We start from the raw sequence: 22,585 nt of genomic DNA on the forward strand, positions 1-22,585 counted from the left end.
GACGGCGCCACCCCAGCCGGCGCCCCTTGTGGCGGACTGCGCCACCCCAAGCGGGGCCCCGGAACCCCAGGCGCGCCCTCAGCCGGGGTCGTGGCCGCGCTCCCCGGTCCGCCCGAACGCCCGCACGACACCCACCCCGAGATGGGCCAAGCCGATGAGTGACAGTCCGGTCCCCAGCACCGCGCAGGTCGTGCCCCACGGCCAGCCCGTCCACGGCGTCCCGCCCGGAGCCAGCGCCGCCCCGGTGACCGCGACCGCCGGCACGACCAGCCGGGTCGGGCGCTCGGCCACCGTGATCGCCCCCGCGCCGCGCAGGCCCGCCGCCTGGGCCCGGGCCCGGACGTACTCGTGCAGCAGGAGCAGCACCGCCAGCGCCGCGCACCACGCCGCCGGTGCGCCGAGCACGAGCAACACCGCCACGAAACACAGTTCCGTCACGCGGTCCGAGGTCGCGTCGAGGACCGCGCCCAGCGGGCGGGCCCGGCCGGTGCGCAGCGCCACCGCGCCGTCCAGGCCGTCGAACACCCCCGTGGCCACGATCGCCGCCAGGGCGAGCCACAGCGCGTCACCCCCCAGCGAGGTCAGCCAGACCGCCGCCAGCGCGCTCAGCACCCCGCACCCGGTGAGCACGTCGGGCGGCACGCCCAGCACCGGACGGGCCAGCAGGTGGATCGCCCGCAGCCAGCCGACGGCGAGCGCGCTGCCCGACACGTCGTGCTCGTGCACCCGGGACCAGCCCGCGACCCCGTCGTCCTCCTCGCGCGCCGGCGCGTCGACGTGAGCGCCCGGGAAGCGGCCCGCCGCGCGGCCGTCGTCCTGCGGGACGCCGGCCGGGAACTCCGCGGCCGGGACCTGTCCCTGTGGGCGGCCGGGGTCACGTTCTTCGCCGTGCTGGCCGTCGTCCCGCTGGCGCTCGTCGCCCTGCGGGGTGCCGCGGTCCTCGGGTCGCCGGCGTTCGTCCGGCACGGCGTTTCGCGCTGGGTCGACGCGCTGCCGCCCGGCCACGGGCCGGGGCCGGCGCTCGAAGCCCTCGCCACGGCCGCCCTCGGCACGCCGTGGACCGCGCTGCTCGTGACGCTGCTGCCGGCCACCTTCTACGGCGAAGGCCTGCTGCGCGGCCTGGTCCAGGTCGCCGGGCAGCCCGCCGGGGCCCTCGTCGGCTGGCGCGGGCGCCTGATGTTCGTGCCCGTCCTCGTCCTCAGCCCGACCCTGGCGATCGCGCCGCTGGCCACCGCCGACACGGTGGCCGGCTTCTACACCCGCGGCGGCTGGGCGACGTTCTGGGGCATCACGCTGTCGTTCCACATCGACTGGCTGATCATCGCCGCGGTGACCGCGATCGTGTTCGCCGGCGGTGCCCCGCGCGGCGTGCGCCGCGGGCCGCTGGTGGTGGGCGCCTTCGCCGTGGCCGCCGTGCTCGCCGGGTTCTTCCACGGGTTCCTCCTGTTCCTGGCCATCCCGCTGGACTGGAGCGTGCCGTTCGGCGGCCTCGTGGTCGTCGGCGCGGTGTCGGCGTTGATCCTGTGGCTCTACCTGCTCCACGTGCTGCTCCTGCTCGGGTACCGGGTGACCCTCAGCGCCGAGCGCACCCGCCTCGGCGCCGCACCCGAAACCGATGCGGAAGCAAGCGGGACGCCGAGACATTCGCGCAGATCCGGCTGAGCCGCTCGAGGTGACCGAGCACTGTCACCCCAAAGCGTTGCACAAGCGATTCGATGGGGCCATCATCGGTAGTACCGCGGCCGGCCCCAGAGGTCGGCGCGTGCCGGACCGGGAACGGGGGGGCGAGTGACGACCGGACTGGAACCGCGGGGCACCGAGCGGGCCTCGTGGTGGACGACGGGACAGATCGCCACCGCGCTCGGGGTGTCGCCCGTCCTCCTGCGCGCGTGGGACAGCCGTTACGGTCTCGGGCCGGCTCGTCGCGGGCCGGGCGGCCAGCGGCTCTACGGGCCGCGGGAGCTGCAGCGGCTGCGGCGCATGAGCGTCCTGGTGAACCAGGGCGTCCGGGCCGGGACCGCGGCCGGTCTGGTGCTCTCCGAAGCCGTCACCCCCGCGTGGTCCCGCCTCCGGGCCGACGAGATCGACCGGGCCGCGGCGGCCGTCGACCTCCACGCACTGGCCGGCTTGCTCGACGAACTGCTGGCCGGGCACGGCACGATCGCGGCCTGGGTCGACGTGCTGGCTCCCGTACTGCGTCGGCAGGGAGAGCGGTGGCAGGCCGGGGAAAGCGCCTTCGCGGCCGAATGGGCGCTGGCCGGGGCGGTCTCGGCGGCGCTCGAGCGTCAGGTGGCCCGGCTCCCGCCCCCGCCGCGGGACCCCCCGGTGCTGCTGGCCTGTTGCGCGGCCGAGCGGCATCCCCTGCCGCTGCAGGTGCTGGCCGCGGTGCTGCGGGAAGCCGGCGTCCCGGTGGTGTTCCTCGGCGAGATGGTGGCACCCGGCGTGGTCGTGCGGACCGCGGTCCGGCTCGACCCGGCGCTGGTGCTGCTCTGGTCCATGACGCCGTACACCGCCGACGCCCCGCTGCTGGCCGAGCTCGCCTGCCGGGAGGTGCCGGTGCGCGCGGCCGGGCCGGGCTGGTACCCGGTCGGCGGCCGCGTCGGCCCGGTGCTCGACGGGTTGCCGGCCGCGCTGCGGGTGATTTCCTCGCACGTCGGGCGGGACCTCCTCGGATAAACTGTGACTTGAGTAACAAAGAGTCCTCCGGGGGGTGCTTCTGGGGTGCCGGGAGTGTCGGACGGGCACCGGATGCCGTATCCGTTGAAGCGGACACAGCCGGTCGCAGGCTGTTCCGCCGGGGCGTCACCGCGTGGTGGCCGCACCGGCGGACGTCCCTGGCGTGTGGGAACGTGGTGTTGATGGACGTCGACGGGGTGAGTGGCCGGGACGGGCCCCGGGCCGGGGGTTCGTGGACGCCCGGCAAGGTCGCCGAACTGCTCGGCGTCTCGCCGGTGACGCTGCGCACCTGGGCCGCGCGCTACGGGGTCGGCCCGACGCTGCGTGACGACGGGCGGCACCGGCGGTACTCCGACGCCGACGTCCGCCGGCTGCAGTACATGCAGCGGCTCATCGACCGCGGTATGCGCGCCAGGGAAGCTGCCGCGGCGGCGTTCTCGGGTGTCGGCGAAGTGGTCACCGAGGTGTCGGTCGACCGGTACATCGAGGAGCTCGAGCGCGCCGCGGAGGACGTCGAATTCGCTTCGCTGGCCGCGTTGCTCGACGAGACGCTGGACGCGCTCGGCCCGGCCGCGGCGTGGACCGAGGTGCTCGTCCCCGTGCTGCGCCACCTCGGCGGCCGCTGGCTGCGCGGTGACGTCTGCTTCGAGTCCGAATGGGCGCTGACCGGCGAAATCTCGCTGGCGCTCCAGCGCTACGGCGCCGGGTTCGCGAACACCCCGCCCGGCCGGGTGGTGCTGCTGGCCTGCTGCCCGGAGGAGCGGCACAGCCTGCCGCTGGAGGTGCTGCGGGCCGCCATGGTCGAGGTCGGCATCCCGGCGGTCCACCTGGGCCAGATGGTGCCCGCCGAGACGACGATCGCGATCGCCGCCAAGCTCGACCCGGTCGTGGTGTTCCTGTGGTCGATCTCCGCCAACACCATCGACGACCTGCTTCTGCAGCGGCTGCGGCGGCACGGTTTCGACATCGCCACGGCGGGCCCGGGCTGGGAGAACCGCACCGAGCGGGACATCCCCTGGGTCAACGACCTGGCCGCCGCCCTCGAGCTGGCCACCGAACGCCTGAAGGCGTGAACCCACGCCCGGGGACCGGCGAAAGCGTTGCGCAATCGCTCCAGATGGCCGAGGATGGCTCGCGTGCCGGCCGCCTCGGCCGGCCGTGGCGAGCGGGAGCGTGTCCGGTGGACCTCAAGCGGCAGGTGATCGAGCGCTGGCCGGCGCGGTGGCCGGTGCAGCCGTTCCGGGAGCCGGCCTGGGCCCGGCAGGAGCCCACCTACGCCGGTTGCAGCCCCGCGCTGATCGAGGCCGCGGTCAAGCGGGCGGGTGCCCGGCCGTCGGGCAACTGGTTCGTCTTCGCCGCCGGCCGCGAAATCCGCGCCGACCGGCCGTTCGGCGTGCGCGTGGGCGGCCGCGAGCTGGTCGCGTGGCGCGAGCCGGACGGCGCGCTGCTCGTCGGCCCGGGCGCGTGCCCCCACCTCGGCGCGCCGCTGGCGCAGGCGCGCGTGCACGGCGGCGAGCTGGTCTGCCGCTGGCACGGGCTGCGCGTGGGCGCGGACCGTCCCGGGTGGACGGCACTGCCGGCCTACGACGACGGGGTGCTGGCGTGGGTCCGCCTCGACCGGATCGGCGGCGAGCAGCCCACGGAACGGCCGATCGTGCCGGTCCGCCCGCCCGGGACCACGGTCGACGCCGTGGCGACGCTGGCCGGGGTCTGCGAGCCCGAAGACGTCGTCGCCAACCGCCTCGACCCGTGGCACGGCGCGTGGTTCCACCCGTACTCGTTCGCCAAGCTGCGGGTGCTGTCGGCGCCGGAGGGCGTCGACGTCCCGGAGGCCGAAGACCGGTTCGTCGTCGAGGTGACGTTCCGGCTCGCGGGGAAGATCGGCGTCCCGGTGGTCGCCGAGTTCACCTGCCCGGGCCCCCGGACCGTGCTGATGACCATTGTGGACGGTGAGGGCGCGGGCAGCGTGGTGGAAACGCACGCGACCCCGCTCGGCCCCGGCCCCGACGGCCGCCCGCGCACGGCGGTGATCGAGGCGACGATCGCCGCCTCCGACCGGCCGGGTTTCGCCAAGGCGGCCCGCATGGCGCCGGTGCTGCGGCCGCTCATGCGCCGCGCGGCCGCCCGGTTGTGGCGGGACGACCTCGCGTACGCCGAGCGGCGTTACGCACTGCGGACGCACCTCGCGTGATCGGGGGCGGAACTCGCGTGACGGGGGGCGGATCTCGCGTGATCGGGGACGGATCTCGCGGGACCGCGGTCAGTCCTTGACCGCGCCCGCGGCGAGCCCGGTGCGCCAGAAGCGCTGCAGCGCCAGGAAAGCCAGTATCAACGGGATGATGGACAGCAGGGAGCCGGTGACCACGATGGCCTTGAGGTCGGGGTCGCGGGTGATCTGGGTGTTGAGGGTGTACAGCCCGAGGGTCACCGGGTACAGCCGGTCGCTGGTCAGCATGACCAGCGGGAGCAGGAAGTTGTTCCAGATCGCCACGAACTGGAACAGGAAGATCGTGATCAGCGCCGGGGCCATCAGGCGCAGGCTGACGGTGTAGAACATGCGCACGTCGCCCGCGCCGTCGATGCGGCCGGCTTCCAGGAGCTCGTCCGGGACCGACGCCGCCGCGTAGACCCGGGCCAGGTAGACCCCGAACGGGCTGATCGTGCTCGGCAGCAGCACCGACCACACCGTGTTCGTCATCCCGGCCCCGGCGAGCATCAGGAACAGCGGGACGGCGAGCGCGGTCGGCGGGACGAGCACCCCGGCGAGGACGGCGGAGAAGGTGACGGCCCGCCCGCGGAAGGTGAACTTGGCGAGGGCGTACCCCGCCATCGCCGACAGCAGCGTGGCCGCCGCCGCACCCACCACGGAGTACAGCGCGCTGTTGGCCAGCCACCGCAGGTACAGGCCGTCGCCGAAGGTCACCGTGTCGTGCAGGTTGCGGCCGAGGTGGTTGCCGGAGAACCAGAGGCCGAACGTCGTCGAGAGGTCGGAGGCGGACTTGGTGGCGGAGATCGCCAGCCAGATGACCGGCAGCAGGAAGTAGACCGCGGCGACGAACATCGCCGTGGTCACCACGACGGATGAAGTCCGGGTACTCGGATGGGTGGTCACAGGGCGGCCCTCGCGCGGGTGATCCGGAAGAACAGCCACGACAGGAGAGCGATGAGCAGCGTGACGAGCACGCTCATCGCGGCGCCGAGGCCGTGGTTCTGGGCGGAAATCTGGGCGTAGGCGGCCATCGACGGGGTGTAGGACGACGAGACCGCACTCGAAACGCCCGCCATGACCTGGGGTTCGGTGAACAGCTGGAAGGTGCCGATGATGGAGAAGACCCCGGTCAGCACCAGCGACGGCGCGATGACCGGCACCTTGATCCGCCACGCGATCGCCCAGCCGGACGCGCCGTCGAGCCGGGCCGCCTCGTAGAGCTGGGGCGGGATCGCCTGCAGCGACGAGTAGAGGATCAGCATGTTGTAGCCGGTGAACGTCCAGGTGACGATGTTCGCGATCGAGTACAGGATCACGTTGCCGGACAACAGGTCCGGGTGGATCCCGATCGGGTCCAGGAGCTGGTTGACCGGCGAAAGGTTCGGGGCGTAGAAGAAGCCCCACATCACCGCGGCGATCACGCCGGGCACCGCGTACGGCAGGAAGAACGCCAGCCGGAAGAACCGCCGCAGCCGCACGACCGCCGAGTCGAGGGCCAGCGCCAGGATCAGCGCGAGGCCGAGCATGACCGGGATCTGGATCACGCCGAACAGCAGGACCCGCCCGACCGAGCCGACGAACCCGGCGTCGCCGAGCGCCGCGGTGTAGTTGCCGAGGCCGGCGAACACCTCGACGGGACGGCCGTAGGTGGAGGTCCGGGTGACGGCGGTGAAGCTCTTCACCACGGCCACGACGATCGGGGCCACGTAGAACACCGCGAACCCGAGCAGGAACGGGGCGAGCAGGAGCCAGGCGGCGCGGGCGCTGCTGCTCGCCCGTCGCCGGCGCGCCACCCGGGGGCGGGCCGGCGCGCCGACGACGGTCCGGGACGCTGCGGCAACCATCGCCGGCCCTACTTCGCCACGGGGATGGACTGGCGTTGCAGGTCGGTGATCGTCGCGGCGCCGGCGTCGGAGAGCGCCTTGCCGAGCGTCCCGGAACCGGACAGCGCGGCACCGAAGCCGTCACGGACGTGGGCGTAGGTCTGCTCCATCGACGGCCCCCAGGTGAAGTCCTGGCTGACGCCCTTGCCGGCGTCGCGGAACACCGCGTCGACGTCCTGGCCGCCGAAGAACTGCGTGTTCTCCGGCGACGCCTTCGCCGACTCCTGGGCGGCGACGGTGGCGGGGTAGATGCCGCCCTGGGCGGTCAAGATGGCCAGGGCCTGCGGGTCGCTGTCGAGCCACAGGGCGAATTGCGCCGCTTCGGCCGGGTGCTTGGTCCCGGCGAACACCGCGGTGGTCGAGCCACCCCAGTTGCCGGAGCGCCGCTCGCCCTTGGTCCACTGCGGCAGCGGCGCCACGGCCCACTTCCCGGCGGTCGAGGGCGCGGCTTTCGCGATGGTGCCGACGCCCCAGACGGCTCCGGTCCAGGTGGCGATCTGCCCGGAGTCCAGCGCCTTGTTCCAGGATTCGGAGAAGCCCTGGTAGTTCGAGACCAGGCCCTGCGAAAGCAGGTTCTGCCAGTAGCCGGCGACCTTGGTGGACGCGGGGTCGGTCAGGTTCACCTTCCACTGCTGGCCGTCTTGGGTGAACCAGTGCCCGCCGGCCTGCCAGACGAGACCGGCGAACCAGTTGACGTCCTTCTGCGGGAAGTGCGTGATCGTGAGGCCGGGGTCCGCGGCGTGCAGGGTCTTCGCGGCCTCGGCGTACTCGTCCCAGGTCGCCGGCACCGGCACGTGGTACTTCTCGAAGAGGTCCTTGCGGTAGAACAGGCCCATCGGACCGGTGTCCTGCGGGATGGCGAAGACGCCGTCGCCGCCCACCGAGGCCTGCGCCCAGGTCCAGTCCACGAACTTCGACTTGGCGTCCGCGACGCCCGGGCAGGCCGAGATGTCCCGCAGGCCCTGCTGGACGCGGAAGCCGGGAAGGGTGTCGAACTCGACCTGTCCGAGGTCCGGCGCCTGGTTCGCCTTCAGCGCGGTGAACATCTTGTTGTAGGTGCCCTGGTTTCCCTGCGGCGTCTGTTCGACGGTGACGTGGATGTCGGGGTGCCCCTGGTTCCAGAGGGCGACGGCCTGGTCGATGCCGGGCAGCCAGGACCAGAACGACAGCTCGACCTTCCCGCCCGAAGGCGCACAGGCCGCGGCGGCCGGGGCGGCGGAATCGGCGGCGCCGCACCCGGAGGTCACCAGGGCGAGCACGGCCACGGCGGCGCCCAGCCGGCGGAGCCGTTTCGTCGGGGGAGAGGTACGCACCATTGCGTTCGGTCCTTTCGGGATGGCGGCGGCTTCAGCCGAGGCCCGGTGTGCCGGTGAGCCGGACATCGGGGACGGGAGTGCGGTTCAGCGGAGGTCTTCCGGCCCCGGGGGGCAGGAGTCCGCTGTGGACCGGTGCTCGGTGGCGGCCGGCGGGGCGGGCTCTCGGGCGGCAGCCCACCGCCGGAAAGCCCGCGAACCGGCGGGACCTGCGACGGCAACCCAGCCCATCAGCCTTCGAGGAGCCTGCGCCCATGCCGCTGTCTCCTCTCCGCCGCGCTGTCGGGAACGTTCCCGGGAATGTTCCCGGGGAGTATGCGCACCTCGGCGGGACCCCGTCAAGGGGCGTTTCTCGACGGATTCGACTCAGGCGGTCGCGCGGGTGATCAACGAAACCGGCAGCGAGATCCGGTCGGCGGTGTCCGCCAGCAGGGCCCGGACCAGGGCCTGGCCGTGGTCGTACTTGTCGATCCGGACCGTGCTGAGCGGCGGGTTCAGGTACGCCGACATCTCCAGGTCGTCGAAGCCGACCACCGCGCAGTCCCGGGGCACCGCGCCGCCGCGGGCGAGGACCGCCTGGACCGCGCCGATGCCCATCAGGTCGTTGAAGGCGAAGATGCCGTTGACCTCCGGCCACGCCGAAAGGAGCCGGCGGGTCGCTTCCGTGCCGCCCGGGATGGTCGGCGGTCCCTGGATGATCCGCGCCGAGACGTCGCCGAAGCCCAGCGCCGCGCACGCCGTGACGAACGTCAGGCGCCGCTCGTCGACCGCGACGCCGACCGAGCTGTCCAGCATGCCGAGGCACGCGTGCGGCCTGCGGGCGAGCAGTTCGACGGCGGCCGCGGTGCCGCTCGCGAAGTCGTTGCTCACCGAGGCCGCCACCTCCGTCGGCAGCTCCCGGTCGGCGACCACCAGCGGGACCGAGCGCGCGTAGTCGGCCAGGACGTCGTCGGGGGTGCCGTAGAAGAAGCCGACGACGCCGCGCGCGGAGCGGGCCAGCGCGTCCTCGATGGCGTCGTGTTCCCGGCCCGGGTCGGCGTCGGTGTTGTACAGCACGACGCTGCAGCCGGCCGCCTCCGCCGCGTCGTACACCCCGCGTGCCACGGCCGGGTAGAACGGGTTCGCGATGTCGGAAACGATCAGGGCGATGACGTCCGACCGCTGGGTGCGCATCCCCTTCGCCAGCGCGCTCGGCCGGTAGCCCAGCCGGGTCGCCGCCGCCAGCACGCGCTCGCGGGTGTCCGGGGCGATCTCCGGCAGATCGCGCAGGGCACGCGACACCGTCTGCCGCCCCACGCCGGCTTCCCGGGCCACGTCCTCGATCGTCACGCGCTTGACGCGCGGCAGCCGCCCGCGTTCGGTCACGCCGTCACCTCCCTCCGCGTAAGACGCCGAGCCTAAGGGGTCAGGACGCGGCGCCACTGGCCGGTGACGCTCCGGCGCAGCGCCTCGGTGTCGACGCTCCCCGGATCGAGCAGCCGCTGCAGCGCGATCCCGCGCAGCTGCCCGACGACGGCGGTCGCGACCTCGCCGGCACCGACGCCCCGGTCGATGCTGCCGTCGGCGATGCCGGCTTCGACGTCTTCCCGCAGGTCGGCGCGGAAGGCGGCGTCCCGCTCGCGGAAGATCGGGGCCAGCTCCGGCTGGGTGGCGGCTTCGGCCCACAGCAGCAGGAAAGCCTGGTTGAACACGCCGATCCGGCCGAGCTCGCCGAGGTAGCCGTCGATCAGCCGCAGCAGGCGGTCGAGACCGGGCGGCAGGTCTTCGAGGCCCGGGACGAACCCGGCCTGCGTGGCCCGCGCCAGCCGTTCGACCAGCGCCTGCTTCCCGCCGAAGTGGTGGGTGACGATGCCGCGGCTGTACCCGGCGCGTTCGCCGACGCGGGCGAGCGTCAGCGACCGCACGCCCTGCTCGACGACGAGCTCGGCAGCGGCGGTCAGGAGCGCGGCCTCGGCCTGGTCGCGGCGTTCCTGCTGGGTGCGGCGTGCGGTGGGCATGAGTGCAGCCTAGCAAAGTAACTTGCGTGTCACCCAACAAGTATGTGTAGGGTGGGTTCCAGGAGGTTCTGATGATCGAAATCGAAGACCATTCCCTCGACGCCCTGCTCGCCGACGACCCGGGTGGCCCGGTCGTGATGCTCAACCTGCTGCGGTTCCGCCCGGACGGCGGCCGCGAAAGCTACCAGCGCTACGCCGAAGCCGTCGGTGCCGAACTCAACCCCCGCTACGGCCTGCAGGTGGTGTACCTCGGCAACGGCGGCCCGGCGCTCGTCGCCGAGGAGGGGCAGACCTGGGACATGGTGGTCCTGGTGCGCTACCCGGATCGGCGGGCGTTCGCGGCCATGATCCGCGACCCCGAGTACCAGGCCATCACCCACCTGCGCACCGAGGCGCTGCTGGAATCGGTCCTGCAGCCGACCACGCCGGTGGCGGCCTGATGCCCGCGGTGTTCGTCCACGGCAACCCGGAGACGGCGGCGGTCTGGGACCGGCTGCTGGCCGAGCTCGCCCCGTCGCGGTCCGACCTGGTCTGCTTGTCCCCGCCCGGTTTCGGCGCGCCCCTGCCCGCCGGGTTCGCCGCCACCCCGGCCGGCTACCGGGACTGGCTGGCCGGCGAACTGGCGGCCTTCGGTGAGCCGGTGGACCTGGTGGGCCACGACTTCGGGGGCAGTCACGTCGTCAACGTCGTGCTGAGCCACCCGCACCTGGTCCGCAGCTGGGTCAGCGACACGATCGGGACCTTCGACCCGGACTACGAGTGGCACGAACTCGCCCGCCGCTGGCAGACCCCGGCCGTCGGCGAGGCCGACGTCGCCGCGCGGTTCGGTGCCGCGCCCGAAGAGCGCACGGCGGTGCTGGTGGAACGCGGGATGGACCGGGCGGTCGCGGCCCGCGTCGCGGCGGGGCAGAACGAAGCGATGGGCCGCGCGGTGCTCAGCCTGTACCGGTCCGCCGCCGCGGCCGGTGCGCCCGGCCTCGGGTTGCCGCTGGAACGCGCGGCGGCCCGGCCGGGGCTCGCCGTCCTGGCCACCGCCGACCACGTCGTCGGCACGGAGGAGCAACGCCGCCGGGCGGCCGCCCGCGCCGGTGCCCGCGTCGCCGTCCTCGACGGACTGGGCCACTGGTGGATGACCCACGACCCGGCCCGCGCCGCCGCGGCGCTGACCGGGTTCTGGGCGACGCTCGGCTGAGGATCAGCGGGCGGTGCAGGCCAACGCGGTCAGGGGCTGGGCGGTACCGGTCACGACGGCGCCCCAGGTCGTCGTCGCCCCGGCGGCCAGGGTCCCGTTGTAGTTCGCGTTGGCCGCCCGCACCTGCTGGCCGGTCTGGGTGGGCACGGCGTTCCACGAGTTCGTCACCTGCTGGGTGCCCGCGAACGAGAACGTCGTCGTCCAGCCGGCCAGCGCGGTGGAGCCGGTGTTCTTGACGGTGAACTCGAGCTGGTGGCCGCCGTTCCACGAAGACGTGACCGCGGAGGTCGCCGTGCAGGACGCCCCGGCCGGGGTGGTCGGCGTGGTGGGCGTCGTCGGGGTGGTCGATGTGGTGGGGGTGCTGGTCCCGGTCGTGTAGCTGATGCCGGTGTAGGCGGCCGCGCAGCCCGAAAGGCATTGGTCCGGCAGCGTGAAGCGGTAGACGCGGCCGTCGTTGACGAACGCGTCACTCGCGTCCCGGACCCGGATCGCGTACGCGGTGCCCGCCGTGGCGGTCGGGCCGATGATGAAGGCCTGCCCCAAGTCGCTGTCCGGCTGCGCCTGCTGCCAGCTGCCGTCCGCGCCGAGGAACTCCACGCCGTGGACGCCGTTGGGCAGGTGCGAAACGGCGATGGCCGTCCAATACCGCTGCGCGCCTTGGAGGAAGCCGAGTTTCAGGTCGCCGGTGTAGTTCGGGGCGGCCACGTAGGACCACGAGACGCGCCGGTTGTTCCAGTGCGCGGGGTTCATGTCCCCGACCGGGGCGCCGTTCTTCACGAACCGGTTGAGCGACGCGGTCGACAGGTCGAGGTGCCCGGGATCGTCGCGGCACCAGGCGTTCGAGTCGCCGCAGCTGTCGGCCACGACCATGGTCAGCTGGGCGCCGGCGTAACCGTCGGTCACCCAGGACCCGTTGCGGCAGAACGGTTGTCCGGGTGCGCCGTCGTTGACGCCGGTGCAGTAGTCGCCGATGGTGACCTGCACGAACCGCCCGCAGTTGCGGCCGTTGTCCCAGAGGCCGATCTTCGCGGCCTGGGACGGGGGGATCGGCCGCGGGTAGAAGCTGTAGTCGCCGGGGGTGTTGTAGACGTTGAGGGCGACGAAATCGGGCGAATCGAGCACGTCCTGCGGCAGGCCGCAGCCGCCGTAGGGGGCGCCGAGCGCGTCGAAGTGGGTGGCGTTGCCGGTCACGGGGGTCGCCGGCGCGGCACCCGACTTCCACGGCCACAGCACGGAAACGGCCACGACGAGGACGGCGATCACGGCGAGCACACCCGGGCGCGCGGCCATCCGGCGGGAGGCGGATCCCATGGGCTCTCCTTCCGCCTTCGGTGCCGTGGCAGGCGGAAGCGGCCCCGGCGGCGTTGTCTGGAAGCGCTCCCAGAGTCCCCCGCGCACCCGCCGTTTGTCAATCGCCTCCTCGTCGTCAGGCGGGCCCGCGCGCCACGACGGTCAGCCGGTCGAGGGTGAGCCGGCCCGTGGTCAGCCGCAGCCCGATCGCGGGCGGCCAATCGGCGAGGACTGCTGTGCTGAAACCGGGGCTCCGCCCCGGGCCGGGGGCTCCGCCACCCGGATCCCCCGGAAAGCCGGGTGAGCCGGCCGGGATCGTGCGCAGCAGCTGCCACCGGCCCTGGTGGCCGAGCCAGCTCGTCAGGCCGCCCCGGTGGTCGGCCACGACGGCGAACCGGTCGCCCGGGGACCAGGTGACCGCGGCGCAGCACCCGCCGGTCACGTCGTCGCCGTAGTCGCGGCCGCCCGCGCGCACGTCCGCGCCGGAGGTGCCGAAGTGATTGTTGTACCAGGCCAGGGCGAGGTCGTCGGGCCCGTCGGCGCGGCCGAGGAGCACGCTGTCCTCCGGCGCGCCCCCGGCGAAGGCGCGGGGTTCGAGGAGCACCGCGAAGTCGCCGGCCGGGGCGGCCACCGGCGCCACGAGCACGGCCGAGGACTGCCGGCTCGCGGACGCGACCAGGGCGCCGTCGGCCTGGCTCAGTTCGGGCACCGGTTCCCCGAATCGCGCGCCGATCCGGTACGGCTTCAGCGCTCCGCCGAAGTCGTCGTCCCAGACCGGCGTGCCGAAGTCGGCGGGATCGAAGACGACCTCCGCCCGCGCGAGGTCCGCGGTGCTGCGCACCGGGGTGCCGTGGTCGAGCGTGGTGACCAGCAGCCGCACCGGGGCCTGGGTGCCGACCGGCGCATCGGCGGGGGGCGTCACCCGCCACCGCAGCGGCACGGGCCGTCCCGGGGTGAGCCGGAGGTCGCCGTCCGGGCCGATCGGCTGGGCCGTCCAGCCGCGGGGCAGTGTGAGCGCGGGCCGGACGGTCATCGCCTGCGAGCTGCTCACCGAGCCGCTGATCTCGGCCGGCTGCCCGGGCCGCACGCTCACGGGGCCGTCTCGGAGCCGGACGTCGAGCCGCTCGTCCTCGGCGCGCCACGCCTGCACCGCCGTGATCCCGACGGCGCCACCGTCCACTCTGGACGGCAGGACGCGGAGCCCGTCGGTGCGGACCGGCGGCTGGACGAGGACGCGGTTCGGCCTGCCCCGCACCGGTGTGCCGGGTTCTCGTTGCTGGCCGGGGAGATCGGCCCACGAGCCATCCGCCGCGCGGTACTGCAGTGCGTAGGCGTCCGGGGTGCGGACGCCGCCACCGTCGTCGTAGAAGGAGAGCCGGACGTCGGAGACGTCGGTGGCCGCGCCGAGGTCGACGGCGAGCCAGTCGCCGCGGTTCGGGCTGCCGTAGCTCGTCCAGCGCGTCGACGGGACGTCGAGGGCGAAGTCCTGGCCGTCGATCGCGTTCGCCGGGCTGTCCGCGGGCCAGGTGTAGGACGCGGACGCCGCCGGATAGCCGGCGCGGGCGGGGTTCGCCAGGTCGTCGACGACGGGCGTGGCGTCGGCCACCTTGCCCGGGCGCACCGGTACGTCGACCGCCGTCAGGCCGGTCTGGCGGTGCACGAGCTTGCCGTCCAGCCAGACGCTCAGCCCGGCCCCCTGCCGGTAGACGTGGCCGTCACGGTCCCAGGCGACGGTCAGGTTCCGGCCGTGGTAGGGCACGTTCTCGACGGCGAAGTGGTCCCAAGCGGACGGAACGAGCGGCGCGAGCCGCACGTGGTCGCCCTGCTGGGGCCGGATGCCGAGCAGCCCGGACAGCACGAGGTCGTCGAACGTCGAGTGGTTGTAGTCCTCGCTGTGCCCGGGGGAGTCGTAGAGCCAGCGGTCTTCGTCCGGCTGGTGCGCCTCGGCGACGTAGGGCACACCGTTCTTGCGCTGGGTGAGGGCGTACCCGCGCAGCAGGGCGTAGTAGTCCTGCGCGGAGACGTAGGGCTGCGGGGGATAGTCGGTGAGCAGGTTCGCCAGCGCGGTGAGGGTCTGGCTCGTCGCGTAGGGCCAGCTCGGACCCGACCAGCGGCAGCACCCCTGCAGGGCGTCGTGCATGAACCACGGGCTCCGCCGTTCGACGGTGGTGGGCCCGAAGGGGGCCGCGAAGCCCGCGGGGTCGGTCACCTGCGCCCACGCGGCGGAGGCACCGGCCGGGGCCATGTGGAAGTACCAGGGCACGTACCCCATTTCTTCCCGGTCCGCGATCTTGGTGCGCGCGGGGTTGCCGTCCCGCATGACGTGCTTGTAGAACCGGTCGCCGCCGTCCCACAGAACGCGGTCCTGGTTCGCTTGCAGGGCAACGGCATCCCGGTCGTACCGCTCGGCGAGCTGCCGGTCGCCGGGTGCGCCGCGCCGGCGCAGCAGGCTCGCGATGGCCCGCGCGTCACCGTACTGGTAGGCGTTGAGCGTCGGGCGGAAGCCGGCGCCGCCGTGGTAGGGATCCGGGCTCTGGTAGGAACTCGCGGTGTACTCCATGGCGTCCCAGACCGGAACCTGCCAGTAGAGGCCGAGCTGCGGGTCGAACTGCGGCGACCAGGCGGCCCACTGCCGTTGCAGTTCGGGGAGCCGGTCGACGGCGAAGTCCCACCGGCCGTCGACCGCGGCCCGGGCGAGCACGGCGTCGGCGGCCCAGAACGAGTATTCGTGGGCCCAGTCGGTGGTGTTCTCGTTGAGGCCGTCGGTCGCCGGCTTGGCGCCCGCGCCGCTGCCGCGCAGCCAGTAGTCGACGTAGTCGTCGAGGTACCGGTGGTCGCGCAGCCACCGTCCTTCGTAGAGGTGGTGCCCGGCGGCGGCGTCGATCCCGCCGCCGGGAGCGGAGTACCCGACCGGGCCGAGGAATTCGGAGACGATCCAGCCGTCCTCAGGGCCGGTGTACTTGAGGGCTTCCTGGTAGGTGCGCCACCGGTAGTAGTAGGTGTCTTCGATCGCCTTGTCCGGCAGGTCGACGAACGGGATGTTGGCTTCGTACCAGCCGGGATCGCCGAAGCCGGCGAGCTTCCCGGCGTGGTCGAGCAGGTGCGTCCCGGGCCCGGCGTCGGGGTACACCGGCGGTGGGCCGGCCCGGCCGGCCGCCGCGGGGACGACCGCGGCGGCCAGGGCGAGGACAGTGGTGGTCAGGACCGTGCACAGACGTCGAAGCGAGCGCATGCTGACGCTCCTCATGCTCCTGGGGGACCCGGCACGGAGACGGTAACCGGTCGGATACAACGTTGTAAATAAGCTTTACAACGTTGTATCGATCCCGGCCGCCCGGACGGCCGGCCATCGGCCGCCCGGGTGATCCGCCGCCCCCGGCGCGGCCGGTCCGCCGCGCCGGGGGCTCCGGGAAGGCTCAGGGGCGCCAGGCCGGGTCGCGGCCGAGGAAGCCCATCAGCCGGTCCTGCGCCGGAGCCTCGTCGGCGACCGGCACCGCCGGCCCGAACTGCCCGCTGTCGCGCAGCAAGGACTCCATCGGCTTCATCCCGGCCAGCGTGGCGGCGCAGCGCTCCTCGCCCAGGTCCGGCTCGCGGCCCAGCGCCTTGGCGAGATCCCAGGAGTGCATCCAGATGTCGTTGGTGTAGAACTGGTCGATCGCCTCGTCGACCGGCCGGTCGCCGGTGTGCGGGTTGCTGAGCACCCGCCCGGCGGGGTCGTCGAGGATGGCCTGGATGTCGGCGACGTGCTGCTTCCAGGCGCCGGCCGGATCGGCGTCGACGGTCAGCGCCGGCAGCTCGATCCCGGCGCCCCGCAGGAACCCGCGCGGCCACTCGACCAGGTGGCGCACCACGTCGAGCGCCGTCCACTCCGCGACCGGGCTGGGGCGCGTCCAATCGCCGGCCGAGGCCGACTCCGTCAGCTCCGTGAAGCGGGCCGCGTCCTGCGCGTGCCGCTGGGCGGGTCCCGTGGATGTCATTTCACGCCTCCTTGGCGAGCAGTTCGTCGAGCTTGGCGTACCCCTCGTTGACCCCGACGTCCATGCCGCTGGCCAGCATGCCGTCCCGGGTGGCGAAGTCCGGCACCACGCTCAGCACCCGCAGCCGGGTGCGGCCGCCCTCGATTTCCTCCAGGGTCAGCGTTTCCAGGGCGACGCCGTCGGGCTCGCCGTCGTAGGTGAACGTCCACACGATCCGCTCGTTCGGCCGCACTTCGTGGAAGCTGCCGTGGAACGCGGCGATCTCCTCGCCCCCGCGGTCGTTGGCGAAGGCCCACTCGCCGCCCGTGCGCGCGTCCCACCGCGTGATCCTCGTGGTGACCGAGTGCGGTCCGACCCACTGCGCGTACAGCTCGGGGTCGATGTGGGCGCGGAACACCTGCTCGGGTGCGGCGTCGAAGTCCCGGACGAGCCGGATGGTCGGGACCTTGTCGTCGGCCAGGATCTCGGTTTCGTGCCTTGTCACGGTCATGACGCGTCCTTTCGCGGCCGGGCTTCTTCGCCGCCCATGCGGCCCAGCAGGGCGTCGAGGCGCCGGTAGCGCTCCTCGGCCTGCCGCCGGTACCGCTCGATCCACTTGGTCATCAGGTCGAACACCTCGGCATCCAGGTGGACCGGACGGCGCTGGGCGTCCTTGCTGCGCGTGACCAGCCCGGCTTCCTCCAGCACCTTCACGTGCTTGGAAACCGCCTGGAGGCTCATGTCGTACGGCTCGGCCAGCTCGCCCACGGTCGCGTCCGCGCCGGCCAGCCGCGCCACCAGATCGCGCCGCGTCGGGTCGGCCAGTGCCGCGAACACCCGGTTGAGCCGTTCGCTGTCTTCGTCCACCGGTTCGTCCTCAACTCTTCGGTTGAGCAAGACGGTAGAGCGGTCCCGGCGCGTTGTCAACCTGGTGGTTGAGAAAGGGGCGGGACTCCGCGTGCGGAGCCCCGCCCGGGGGGTCAGAAGTGGTCGGGAGTGCTGATGCGGCTCCGGACCAGGGCGCCGGACGCGGTCAACCGGCCGGTGCCGTAGTCGCCGCCCGCGCAGGTGCCCGGTTGCAGTGCGGCACTGCTTTCGTCCGCGTCGGAGTACGTCCAGTTCGCGTAGCTGATCTGCAACTGGTCGAGCAGGTCCAGCCAGGCCGTGGTGCTGGACTGGTCCAGGGTGCCGCCGCCGGTGGCGGTCACCGTGCCGAACTCCGTGACGAACAGCGGCAGCTTCGCCGCCGCCCGGCTCACCGTGGCGCGGTAGTTGTCCTTGTGGCTGGCGGCGTAGAAGTGGAACGTGTACATGATGTTCGTGGCGTTGACGGGGTTGTTGACGATCTCGGTTTCATTGGAGCCGTCGGAGACGCCGAGCGACGACCACCCGCGGGTGCCGACGATCACGACGGCGTCCGGGTCGGCGGCGCGGATCACCGGGATGACCTGCTCGGCGTAGCTCTTGATGGCGCCCCAGCTGACGCCGTTGGGCTCGTTGGCGATCTCGTAGATCACGTTCTTCCTGGCCGCGTTGCGCGCGGCCACCGCCGCGAAGAACGTCTTGGCGCGGTCGAGGTTGTAGTTCGGATCGCCCGGGGTGAGGGTGTGGAAGTCGACGATCGCGTACATCCCGCGTTCCTCGGCCTCGCCGACGAGGCTGTTGACCCGGTCGGTGAACCAGGCCGGGTTGGTCTCGTAGCCCTTTTCCTGCACGTACATGGCGATGCGGAGCAGGTCGGCGTGCCAGTCGTTCGCGAGGGCGTTCAGGGACGCGTCGTTGTAGCAGGAGTCGAACCACTGGAGGCCGTGCGTACTCATGCCGCGCAGCTGGATCGCCCGGTTGGCCTCGTTGCACAGGTGGACACCGCAGACGTGCAGCTGCCCGTTGGCGGCGAGCGGCGTGCCACCGGGGGAGGGCGTGGTTGTCGTCGTGGGCGTGGTGGTGGGCGTGGTGGGCGTGGTGGTGGTTGTCGTCGACCCGGTACAGGTGACGCCGTTCAGGGTGAACGACGTCGGAATCGGGTTGGCGCCGGTCGTGGTGCCCGTGAAGCCGAGATCGGTGGCGGCACCCGTGGCGAGGGTCCGGTTCCACTCGGCGTTGGCCGCGGTGGCGGTCGCGCCGGACTGCGTCCACGTGGCGTTCCAGCCCTGGGCGACTTTCTGGCCGGCGTCGGGGAAGGTGAACCGGAGTGACCAGCCGGTGATCGCGTCGCCCAGGTTGGTGACCTTGACCCCGGCCTGGAACCCGCCCTGCCACTGGTTGGTGACGGTGTAGTCGACGCGGCAGCCTTGCGCGGCGGCCGAGGCCTCGGGCATGGCCAGCACGGCGGTGCCGCCGAGAACCGTCGCGCCGGCGGCCGCCAGCGCAGCGATGGAGCGCTTCATTGAACTCCCTTTGGTCCGGTGTTCGATTGTTTCACCAGGCTGGGAGCGCTCCCAGGAATAAGAACATCCGGCGCCGGTCGACGTCAAGGGTCCCCGCGCTGATGCCCGGCGGGTATCACTGGCGCCGGAAGAGGTCTTGGACGGGGCCCTCCGGCCGGCGCGAAGGTGGGGGAGTACTCGAAAGGAGCAGGCATGAAGGTCTTTCTGACCGGCGGGTCCGGCTACATCGGCCGGGCCACGATCGCGGAGCTGGTGCGGACGGGCCACGCCGTCGAGGCGCTCGCCCGCAGCGACCGCGCCGAGGCGGCTGTCGCGGCGGCCGGAGCCACCGCGGTCCGCGGCGGGCTCGCCGACCTCGACGTCCTCGCCGGCGCCTCCGCCCGGGCGGAGGCGGTGATCCACCTCGCCCAGGCGACCTCCGGGGAGGAGGACCTCGCCGCGGCCACGGCGATGGGTGGCGGCGGCCCGTACGTGCACACCGGCGGTACGTGGGTGTACGGCGACACCGGCGGGCTGCGGGACGAAACCGCGCCGTGGAACCCGCCGGATGTGGTGGCCTGGCGCCAGGCGGTGGAGGACGCAGTGCTCGCCAGGGCGGCCCACCCGGTGATCGTGCGGCCCGGCCTGCTGTACGGCGGCGAAAACCGGCTGATCGACGCGTTCTTCGTCGAGCCGGGCCGGAAAAGCGGTGCGGTCCCGTACATCGGCGAAGGGGACAACCACTGGGCACTGGTCCACGTCGACGACCTCGCGCGGTTGTACGTGGCGGCGTTGTCGGCCGAGCCGAGGTCGGTCTACGTCGGGGTGGGCGGGGTGAACCCGGCCGCGAAGGAGGTGGCCGAAGCGTGCGCGCACGCGGCGGGCCTGGCCGGGAAGACGACGTCGATCTCGCTGGAGCGGGCCCGGGCCGAGATGGGCCCGATCGCCGACGCGTTCGCCCTCGACCAGGAGTTCACCCCGGCCAAGGCGCGCCGCGAGCTGGGCTGGGAGCCGCGGTACCCGGATCCGTTGCGGGTGCTCGCCGGAGGCTGAGGGCCGGCACCCGTCATGACAGGTTGCCTCCGGCCGGCCGAAAAGCGTGGCGAAGGCGGAGAAGCCACCGGCCGGACGCGACCACCAGATCGCCCCGGCAGCCGGCGGGGCCGCTGCAGCCCGGCTGCCGGAGTACGCCCGGCTCCTGCGGGCTTCCGGCGGCGTACACCGGCCCGAGCGCGTCGAGCTGCCGCCCGGTGGCCAGCCAGAGGTAGGCGGCCACGGCGGCGAGCTCGGCCGGGACGCCGTCGGCGAACGCGGTGCCGCCGGCCCGGTCGCCGAGCAGGCAGGCACCGTGGCCGACCGGCGCCGCGGCCACGGTGAGCCCGGGCAGCCGGTCGAAGGCGGCGGCCAGGTTCGCGCGCCCGTCGGCGACGCACGGCCGGGCTGGGGTGACCGCGATGTCGGCCAGCGCGGCCCGGCCGCCCGGCGTTCCTCGAGCGCCACCCCGGGCTTCGAGAGGCGGGGTCCCGAGGTCGAGGGCGTCGGCCAGGCACGTGCTGAACGCCGTGGCGCACCGGGATTCGCGGCGGTAGCGCCAGCAGGTGAGCGGCGGCCGCGGGGTACCGGTCGCGGCGATCCGGTGCGCGTGGACGGTCACGCCGCCACCGGCACCGGGAGCGGGACCGGCGAAACGGGGACGGCGCGGGCCGGTTCCGCCAGGTCGAGCAGCCGGTACATCGTGCGGCGCAGGAGCTGCCCGGATTCCCCGGGCCGCGAACTGAGCAACCCGCGGATCAGCTCGGGAATTCCGTTGCGGTCACGAGCTTTCCGCGCGGCCGCCAGCTGCGGCGGCAGTGGCCGGTCGTGCCGCCGGTGCGGAGCGCGGCGGGCGAGGACCGCGGCCGGCGTGCCGTCCAGGAGTGGCTGGCCCGGGGTGTCCTCGAGCAGGACGGCGGCACCGGCGGCCGCCGCGTAGCCGGTGACCGACCCGTAGTCGCCGATCGCGTAGTCGGCGGCCGCGAGCGCCGCGCGCCAGCCGTCTTCGGGTGGCACGAGCACGAGCCCGGCACGCAGGGCGTCGGCGAGCCAGGACCGGACCTGCCAGGCGCCGTGATGGGCCCAGACGTTCGGTGCAGCGCCCCCACGACCCGGAAGCGGTCGCCCGGAAGCTCGGCGAGGACGCCGTCGAACAGACCGGGGTGGCGGCCGAACGCCGAGCGCGGCGACCAGGTGGAGGTGACCACGACGACCTCCTGGCCGGCGGCCGCGCCGAGCGCCCGCCGGTAGTGGTCGCGGTGGGGGAGGCTGGCGGTGAGCCGGTCGAGGGCGATGTCGCCGGTCACGACCGCGGCGGGCAGCGCCTGCGGGCACTCCCGGGCGAGCAGGGTGCGCTCGCGGTCGTGGACCAGCGCGAGCGCGTCGGCCCGAAGCCGGCCCTCCCGCATCAGCTGATCGGGACTCAGGCCGGTGCCGTGGCGCCGCGCCCGCGGCACGGCGGTGTCCGGCGGGCGCCAGGGCCGGTACTGGCCGAACCCGCCGCCGTGGGGTACCAGCAGGGTGGGTGCGGCGAGGTCGTCGAGGCCCCGGGTGCTGCCGGCGAGCACGAGGTCGAACTCGCTGCGCCGGGCCTGCGGCCAGGGCAGCACGACGCGGCCGTGCGCACGCAGGAACGCCGGCCCCGCCTGCCAGTTGTCGCCCGCTTCGGGGTCGGCGAAGACGACCTGGATGCGGTGGTCGGCTTCGAGCAGCGGCAGCAGGTCGAACAGCCGGGTGCCCGCGACCGGGTGCGGAACCAGCACCAGAACGGATTTCGTGCCGCGCCGCGTGGCGTAATGCCGGTCGGCGCGACCGACGGGACTGCGGACCCAGGCGGTCTCGATCATGTGTTCCTCCCTCGCTGTCCGAAAACTGTCACCAGACTGCGCGACGAGCTCGAAAAGCGGGTTTGGCCTGCTGCTCCGCATCTTGACAATGGATCGACAAAGATCGTCATCAACGGACACTTGTGCCTGTGACCTGGTAGTTCATGGTGGGGAATGCGAAAATAACCTGGGCGGAGAGGGGCGGCGTCACGGCTCGCCGCGGGGAGGGGATCTGATGGAAATCGGGTTCGGAATTCTCGGGCAAACGGCTCTGCTTCTGCACGGGAACATGGACGTAAAGCCCGTACCCGGCCGGCCGGGCGCCTCGGCGTTCCGCTCGATGATTCAGAAATCGGTGAAGTCGGATCCGGTGGACGGCGACCTCGGTGGCCGTCCCCGGCCGCGAAGTTCCACGCCGGCTTCGAGCAACATGCGTTTGGTGATGTCCCGGCCGAGCCCGAAAGCCTTCCCCGTTTCGGCGATCGACTTGCCGCTGTAATAGGTCTCGACCATTCCCGGCGGCGCGGGCGGCGTCATCGGCTGCGGCGCCCGGAACGTGACCCCCTGATCCTGCAGGACGGCGCGCAGCGTCCGGTAACTGCCGTCGAAATCCGCCAGCAGGGCGCTCAACGTGGCACCGGCCAGATAGCGGCGCTTCAGTTCGGCCGCTTCCTCGGCCGGTACCTCGGCGGGAAGCCGGTGCGCCCGCCGGTTCGGCCCGTGTTCATCCTCGGCCTCGTTCACGAGATCATCGCCGCCCCGAACAGCAGATCCGGTATCGCCGTGGCGTGCGGCGCCGTCGGCGCCGTCCCCGGCGATCTGAGGTGTTCCTCCAGGCAAAGGGA

23 protein-coding genes are annotated in these 22,585 nt (G+C 73.1%); 7 read left to right on the forward strand and 16 right to left on the reverse strand.

Features of this window, described 5'->3' with window-relative positions; all coding sequences use genetic code 11:
* Window positions 1-78: 78 nt before the first annotated feature.
* Window positions 79-726, reverse strand: a complete 648-nt coding sequence (locus tag QRY02_RS09605) for a CDP-alcohol phosphatidyltransferase family protein (protein ID WP_285991150.1) — start codon at window positions 724-726, stop codon at window positions 79-81.
* Here QRY02_RS09605 and QRY02_RS09610 point away from each other — a divergent pair.
* From QRY02_RS09610 to QRY02_RS09625, 4 genes are all read left to right on the forward strand, one after another.
* Window positions 721-1,662, forward strand: a complete 942-nt coding sequence (locus QRY02_RS09610) for a YhjD/YihY/BrkB family envelope integrity protein (RefSeq protein WP_285991151.1) — start codon at window positions 721-723, stop codon at window positions 1,660-1,662. The genes QRY02_RS09605 and QRY02_RS09610 overlap by 6 nt on opposite strands.
* 126 nt (window positions 1,663-1,788) lie before the next feature.
* The gene (locus tag QRY02_RS09615; protein WP_285991152.1) at window positions 1,789-2,676 is read left to right on the forward strand and encodes a MerR family transcriptional regulator; all 888 of its coding nucleotides are present in this window, start codon (window positions 1,789-1,791) and stop codon (window positions 2,674-2,676) included.
* 182 nt (window positions 2,677-2,858) lie between these two features.
* The gene (locus QRY02_RS09620; protein WP_285991153.1) at window positions 2,859-3,749 is read left to right on the forward strand and encodes a MerR family transcriptional regulator; all 891 of its coding nucleotides are present in this window, start codon (window positions 2,859-2,861) and stop codon (window positions 3,747-3,749) included.
* A gap of 107 nt (window positions 3,750-3,856) precedes the next feature.
* Window positions 3,857-4,867 carry a Rieske (2Fe-2S) protein gene (locus QRY02_RS09625; RefSeq protein ID WP_285991154.1) on the forward strand — a complete coding sequence of 337 codons (1,011 nt, stop codon included), beginning with the start codon at window positions 3,857-3,859 and terminating at the stop codon, window positions 4,865-4,867.
* Between the two features lie 69 nt (window positions 4,868-4,936).
* Here QRY02_RS09625 and QRY02_RS09630 read toward each other — a convergent pair whose 3' ends face one another.
* From QRY02_RS09630 to QRY02_RS09650, 5 genes are all read right to left on the reverse strand, one after another.
* Window positions 4,937-5,752 carry a carbohydrate ABC transporter permease gene (locus QRY02_RS09630; protein WP_285991155.1) on the reverse strand — a complete coding sequence of 272 codons (816 nt, stop codon included), beginning with the start codon at window positions 5,750-5,752 and terminating at the stop codon, window positions 4,937-4,939.
* Window positions 5,753-5,784: 32 nt separating this feature from the next.
* Window positions 5,785-6,729, reverse strand: a complete 945-nt coding sequence (locus tag QRY02_RS09635) for a carbohydrate ABC transporter permease (RefSeq protein ID WP_285991156.1) — start codon at window positions 6,727-6,729, stop codon at window positions 5,785-5,787.
* 8 nt (window positions 6,730-6,737) lie between these two features.
* Window positions 6,738-8,084 (reverse strand): ABC transporter substrate-binding protein, encoded by a 1,347-nt coding sequence (locus tag QRY02_RS09640; protein ID WP_285991157.1) that lies wholly within the window; start codon window positions 8,082-8,084, stop codon window positions 6,738-6,740.
* Window positions 8,085-8,447: 363 nt separating this feature from the next.
* Window positions 8,448-9,446: a LacI family DNA-binding transcriptional regulator gene (locus QRY02_RS09645; protein WP_285991158.1), complete on the reverse strand. Its 999-nt coding sequence runs from the start codon at window positions 9,444-9,446 to the stop codon at window positions 8,448-8,450.
* A gap of 32 nt (window positions 9,447-9,478) precedes the next feature.
* Window positions 9,479-10,078 carry a TetR/AcrR family transcriptional regulator gene (locus tag QRY02_RS09650; RefSeq protein WP_285991159.1) on the reverse strand — a complete coding sequence of 200 codons (600 nt, stop codon included), beginning with the start codon at window positions 10,076-10,078 and terminating at the stop codon, window positions 9,479-9,481.
* A gap of 71 nt (window positions 10,079-10,149) precedes the next feature.
* Here QRY02_RS09650 and QRY02_RS09655 point away from each other — a divergent pair, with 71 nt between their 5' ends.
* Window positions 10,150-10,518: a DUF1330 domain-containing protein gene (locus tag QRY02_RS09655; RefSeq protein ID WP_285991160.1), complete on the forward strand. Its 369-nt coding sequence runs from the start codon at window positions 10,150-10,152 to the stop codon at window positions 10,516-10,518.
* Entirely contained in the window at window positions 10,518-11,270 is a 753-nt protein-coding gene (locus QRY02_RS09660) for an alpha/beta fold hydrolase (RefSeq protein ID WP_285991161.1), read from the forward strand. The genes QRY02_RS09655 and QRY02_RS09660 overlap by 1 nt, the downstream gene beginning before the upstream one ends.
* Window positions 11,271-11,273: 3 nt before the next feature.
* On the opposite strand, the gene QRY02_RS09665 is transcribed toward QRY02_RS09660, so the two are convergent.
* The 6 genes from QRY02_RS09665 to QRY02_RS09690 form a co-directional block, all read right to left on the reverse strand.
* On the reverse strand, window positions 11,274-12,581 hold the full coding sequence (locus QRY02_RS09665) for a cellulose binding domain-containing protein (protein ID WP_285991162.1): 1,308 nt from the start codon (window positions 12,579-12,581) through the stop codon (window positions 11,274-11,276).
* A gap of 115 nt (window positions 12,582-12,696) precedes the next feature.
* Window positions 12,697-15,792 (reverse strand): MGH1-like glycoside hydrolase domain-containing protein, encoded by a 3,096-nt coding sequence (locus QRY02_RS09670; RefSeq protein WP_285991163.1) that lies wholly within the window; start codon window positions 15,790-15,792, stop codon window positions 12,697-12,699.
* 184 nt (window positions 15,793-15,976) lie between these two features.
* On the reverse strand, window positions 15,977-16,537 hold the full coding sequence (locus QRY02_RS09675; protein WP_285991164.1) for a maleylpyruvate isomerase family mycothiol-dependent enzyme: 561 nt from the start codon (window positions 16,535-16,537) through the stop codon (window positions 15,977-15,979).
* Between the two features lies 1 nt (window position 16,538).
* Window positions 16,539-17,027 (reverse strand): SRPBCC family protein, encoded by a 489-nt coding sequence (locus QRY02_RS09680; protein WP_285991165.1) that lies wholly within the window; start codon window positions 17,025-17,027, stop codon window positions 16,539-16,541.
* Window positions 17,024-17,383, reverse strand: coding sequence for an ArsR/SmtB family transcription factor (locus tag QRY02_RS09685; protein ID WP_285991166.1), 360 nt, complete (start codon window positions 17,381-17,383; stop codon window positions 17,024-17,026). Before QRY02_RS09685 ends, QRY02_RS09680 begins: the two co-directional genes overlap by 4 nt.
* Before the next feature lie 113 nt (window positions 17,384-17,496).
* On the reverse strand, window positions 17,497-18,903 hold the full coding sequence (locus tag QRY02_RS09690) for a cellulase family glycosylhydrolase (RefSeq protein ID WP_285991167.1): 1,407 nt from the start codon (window positions 18,901-18,903) through the stop codon (window positions 17,497-17,499).
* Window positions 18,904-19,095: 192 nt separating this feature from the next.
* On the opposite strand from QRY02_RS09690, the gene QRY02_RS09695 reads away from it, so the two are divergent.
* Complete coding sequence (locus QRY02_RS09695) at window positions 19,096-19,935, forward strand: NAD-dependent epimerase/dehydratase family protein (protein ID WP_285991168.1); 840 nt, start codon at window positions 19,096-19,098, stop codon at window positions 19,933-19,935.
* A 13-nt stretch (window positions 19,936-19,948) separates the two neighbouring features.
* Here the strand turns inward: QRY02_RS09695 and QRY02_RS09700 are convergent, their stop codons facing one another.
* The 4 genes from QRY02_RS09700 to QRY02_RS09715 all read right to left on the reverse strand — a co-directional run bounded on the left by QRY02_RS09700 (window position 19,949) and on the right by QRY02_RS09715 (window position 22,484).
* A complete protein-coding gene (locus QRY02_RS09700) occupies window positions 19,949-20,536 on the reverse strand; it encodes a hypothetical protein (RefSeq protein WP_285991169.1) in 588 nt (195 codons plus the stop codon).
* Window positions 20,533-20,664, reverse strand: a complete 132-nt coding sequence (locus tag QRY02_RS09705) for a hypothetical protein (RefSeq protein ID WP_285991170.1) — start codon at window positions 20,662-20,664, stop codon at window positions 20,533-20,535. Before QRY02_RS09705 ends, QRY02_RS09700 begins: the two co-directional genes overlap by 4 nt.
* Before the next feature lie 8 nt (window positions 20,665-20,672).
* On the reverse strand, window positions 20,673-21,761 hold the full coding sequence (locus QRY02_RS09710; protein ID WP_285991171.1) for a hypothetical protein: 1,089 nt from the start codon (window positions 21,759-21,761) through the stop codon (window positions 20,673-20,675).
* A 324-nt stretch (window positions 21,762-22,085) separates the two neighbouring features.
* Complete coding sequence (locus tag QRY02_RS09715) at window positions 22,086-22,484, reverse strand: hypothetical protein (RefSeq protein WP_285991172.1); 399 nt, start codon at window positions 22,482-22,484, stop codon at window positions 22,086-22,088.
* Window positions 22,485-22,585 lie beyond the last annotated feature (101 nt).

This window comes from Amycolatopsis sp. DG1A-15b (assembly GCF_030285645.1).
In the GTDB taxonomy this organism is placed as follows: domain Bacteria; phylum Actinomycetota; class Actinomycetes; order Mycobacteriales; family Pseudonocardiaceae; genus Amycolatopsis.

Excerpts from the sequence above, each read along its gene's own strand:
- QRY02_RS09640 (WP_285991157.1), bottom strand. The coding sequence starts at position 8,084 with ATGGTGCGTACCTCTCCCCCGACGAAACGGCTCCGCCGGCTGGGCGCC.
- QRY02_RS09695 (WP_285991168.1), top strand. The coding sequence starts at position 19,096 with ATGAAGGTCTTTCTGACCGGCGGGTCCGGCTACATCGGCCGGGCCACG.
- QRY02_RS09620 (WP_285991153.1), top strand. The coding sequence starts at position 2,859 with ATGGACGTCGACGGGGTGAGTGGCCGGGACGGGCCCCGGGCCGGGGGT.
- QRY02_RS09675 (WP_285991164.1), bottom strand. The coding sequence starts at position 16,537 with ATGACATCCACGGGACCCGCCCAGCGGCACGCGCAGGACGCGGCCCGC.
- QRY02_RS09660 (WP_285991161.1), top strand. The coding sequence starts at position 10,518 with ATGCCCGCGGTGTTCGTCCACGGCAACCCGGAGACGGCGGCGGTCTGG.
- QRY02_RS09635 (WP_285991156.1), bottom strand. The coding sequence starts at position 6,729 with ATGGTTGCCGCAGCGTCCCGGACCGTCGTCGGCGCGCCGGCCCGCCCC.
- QRY02_RS09680 (WP_285991165.1), bottom strand. The coding sequence starts at position 17,027 with ATGACCGTGACAAGGCACGAAACCGAGATCCTGGCCGACGACAAGGTC.
- QRY02_RS09665 (WP_285991162.1), bottom strand. The coding sequence starts at position 12,581 with ATGGGATCCGCCTCCCGCCGGATGGCCGCGCGCCCGGGTGTGCTCGCC.
- QRY02_RS09655 (WP_285991160.1), top strand. The coding sequence starts at position 10,150 with ATGATCGAAATCGAAGACCATTCCCTCGACGCCCTGCTCGCCGACGAC.
- QRY02_RS09690 (WP_285991167.1), bottom strand. The coding sequence starts at position 18,903 with ATGAAGCGCTCCATCGCTGCGCTGGCGGCCGCCGGCGCGACGGTTCTC.
- QRY02_RS09710 (WP_285991171.1), bottom strand. The coding sequence starts at position 21,761 with ATGATCGAGACCGCCTGGGTCCGCAGTCCCGTCGGTCGCGCCGACCGG.
- QRY02_RS09670 (WP_285991163.1), bottom strand. The coding sequence starts at position 15,792 with ATGCGCTCGCTTCGACGTCTGTGCACGGTCCTGACCACCACTGTCCTC.
- QRY02_RS09650 (WP_285991159.1), bottom strand. The coding sequence starts at position 10,078 with ATGCCCACCGCACGCCGCACCCAGCAGGAACGCCGCGACCAGGCCGAG.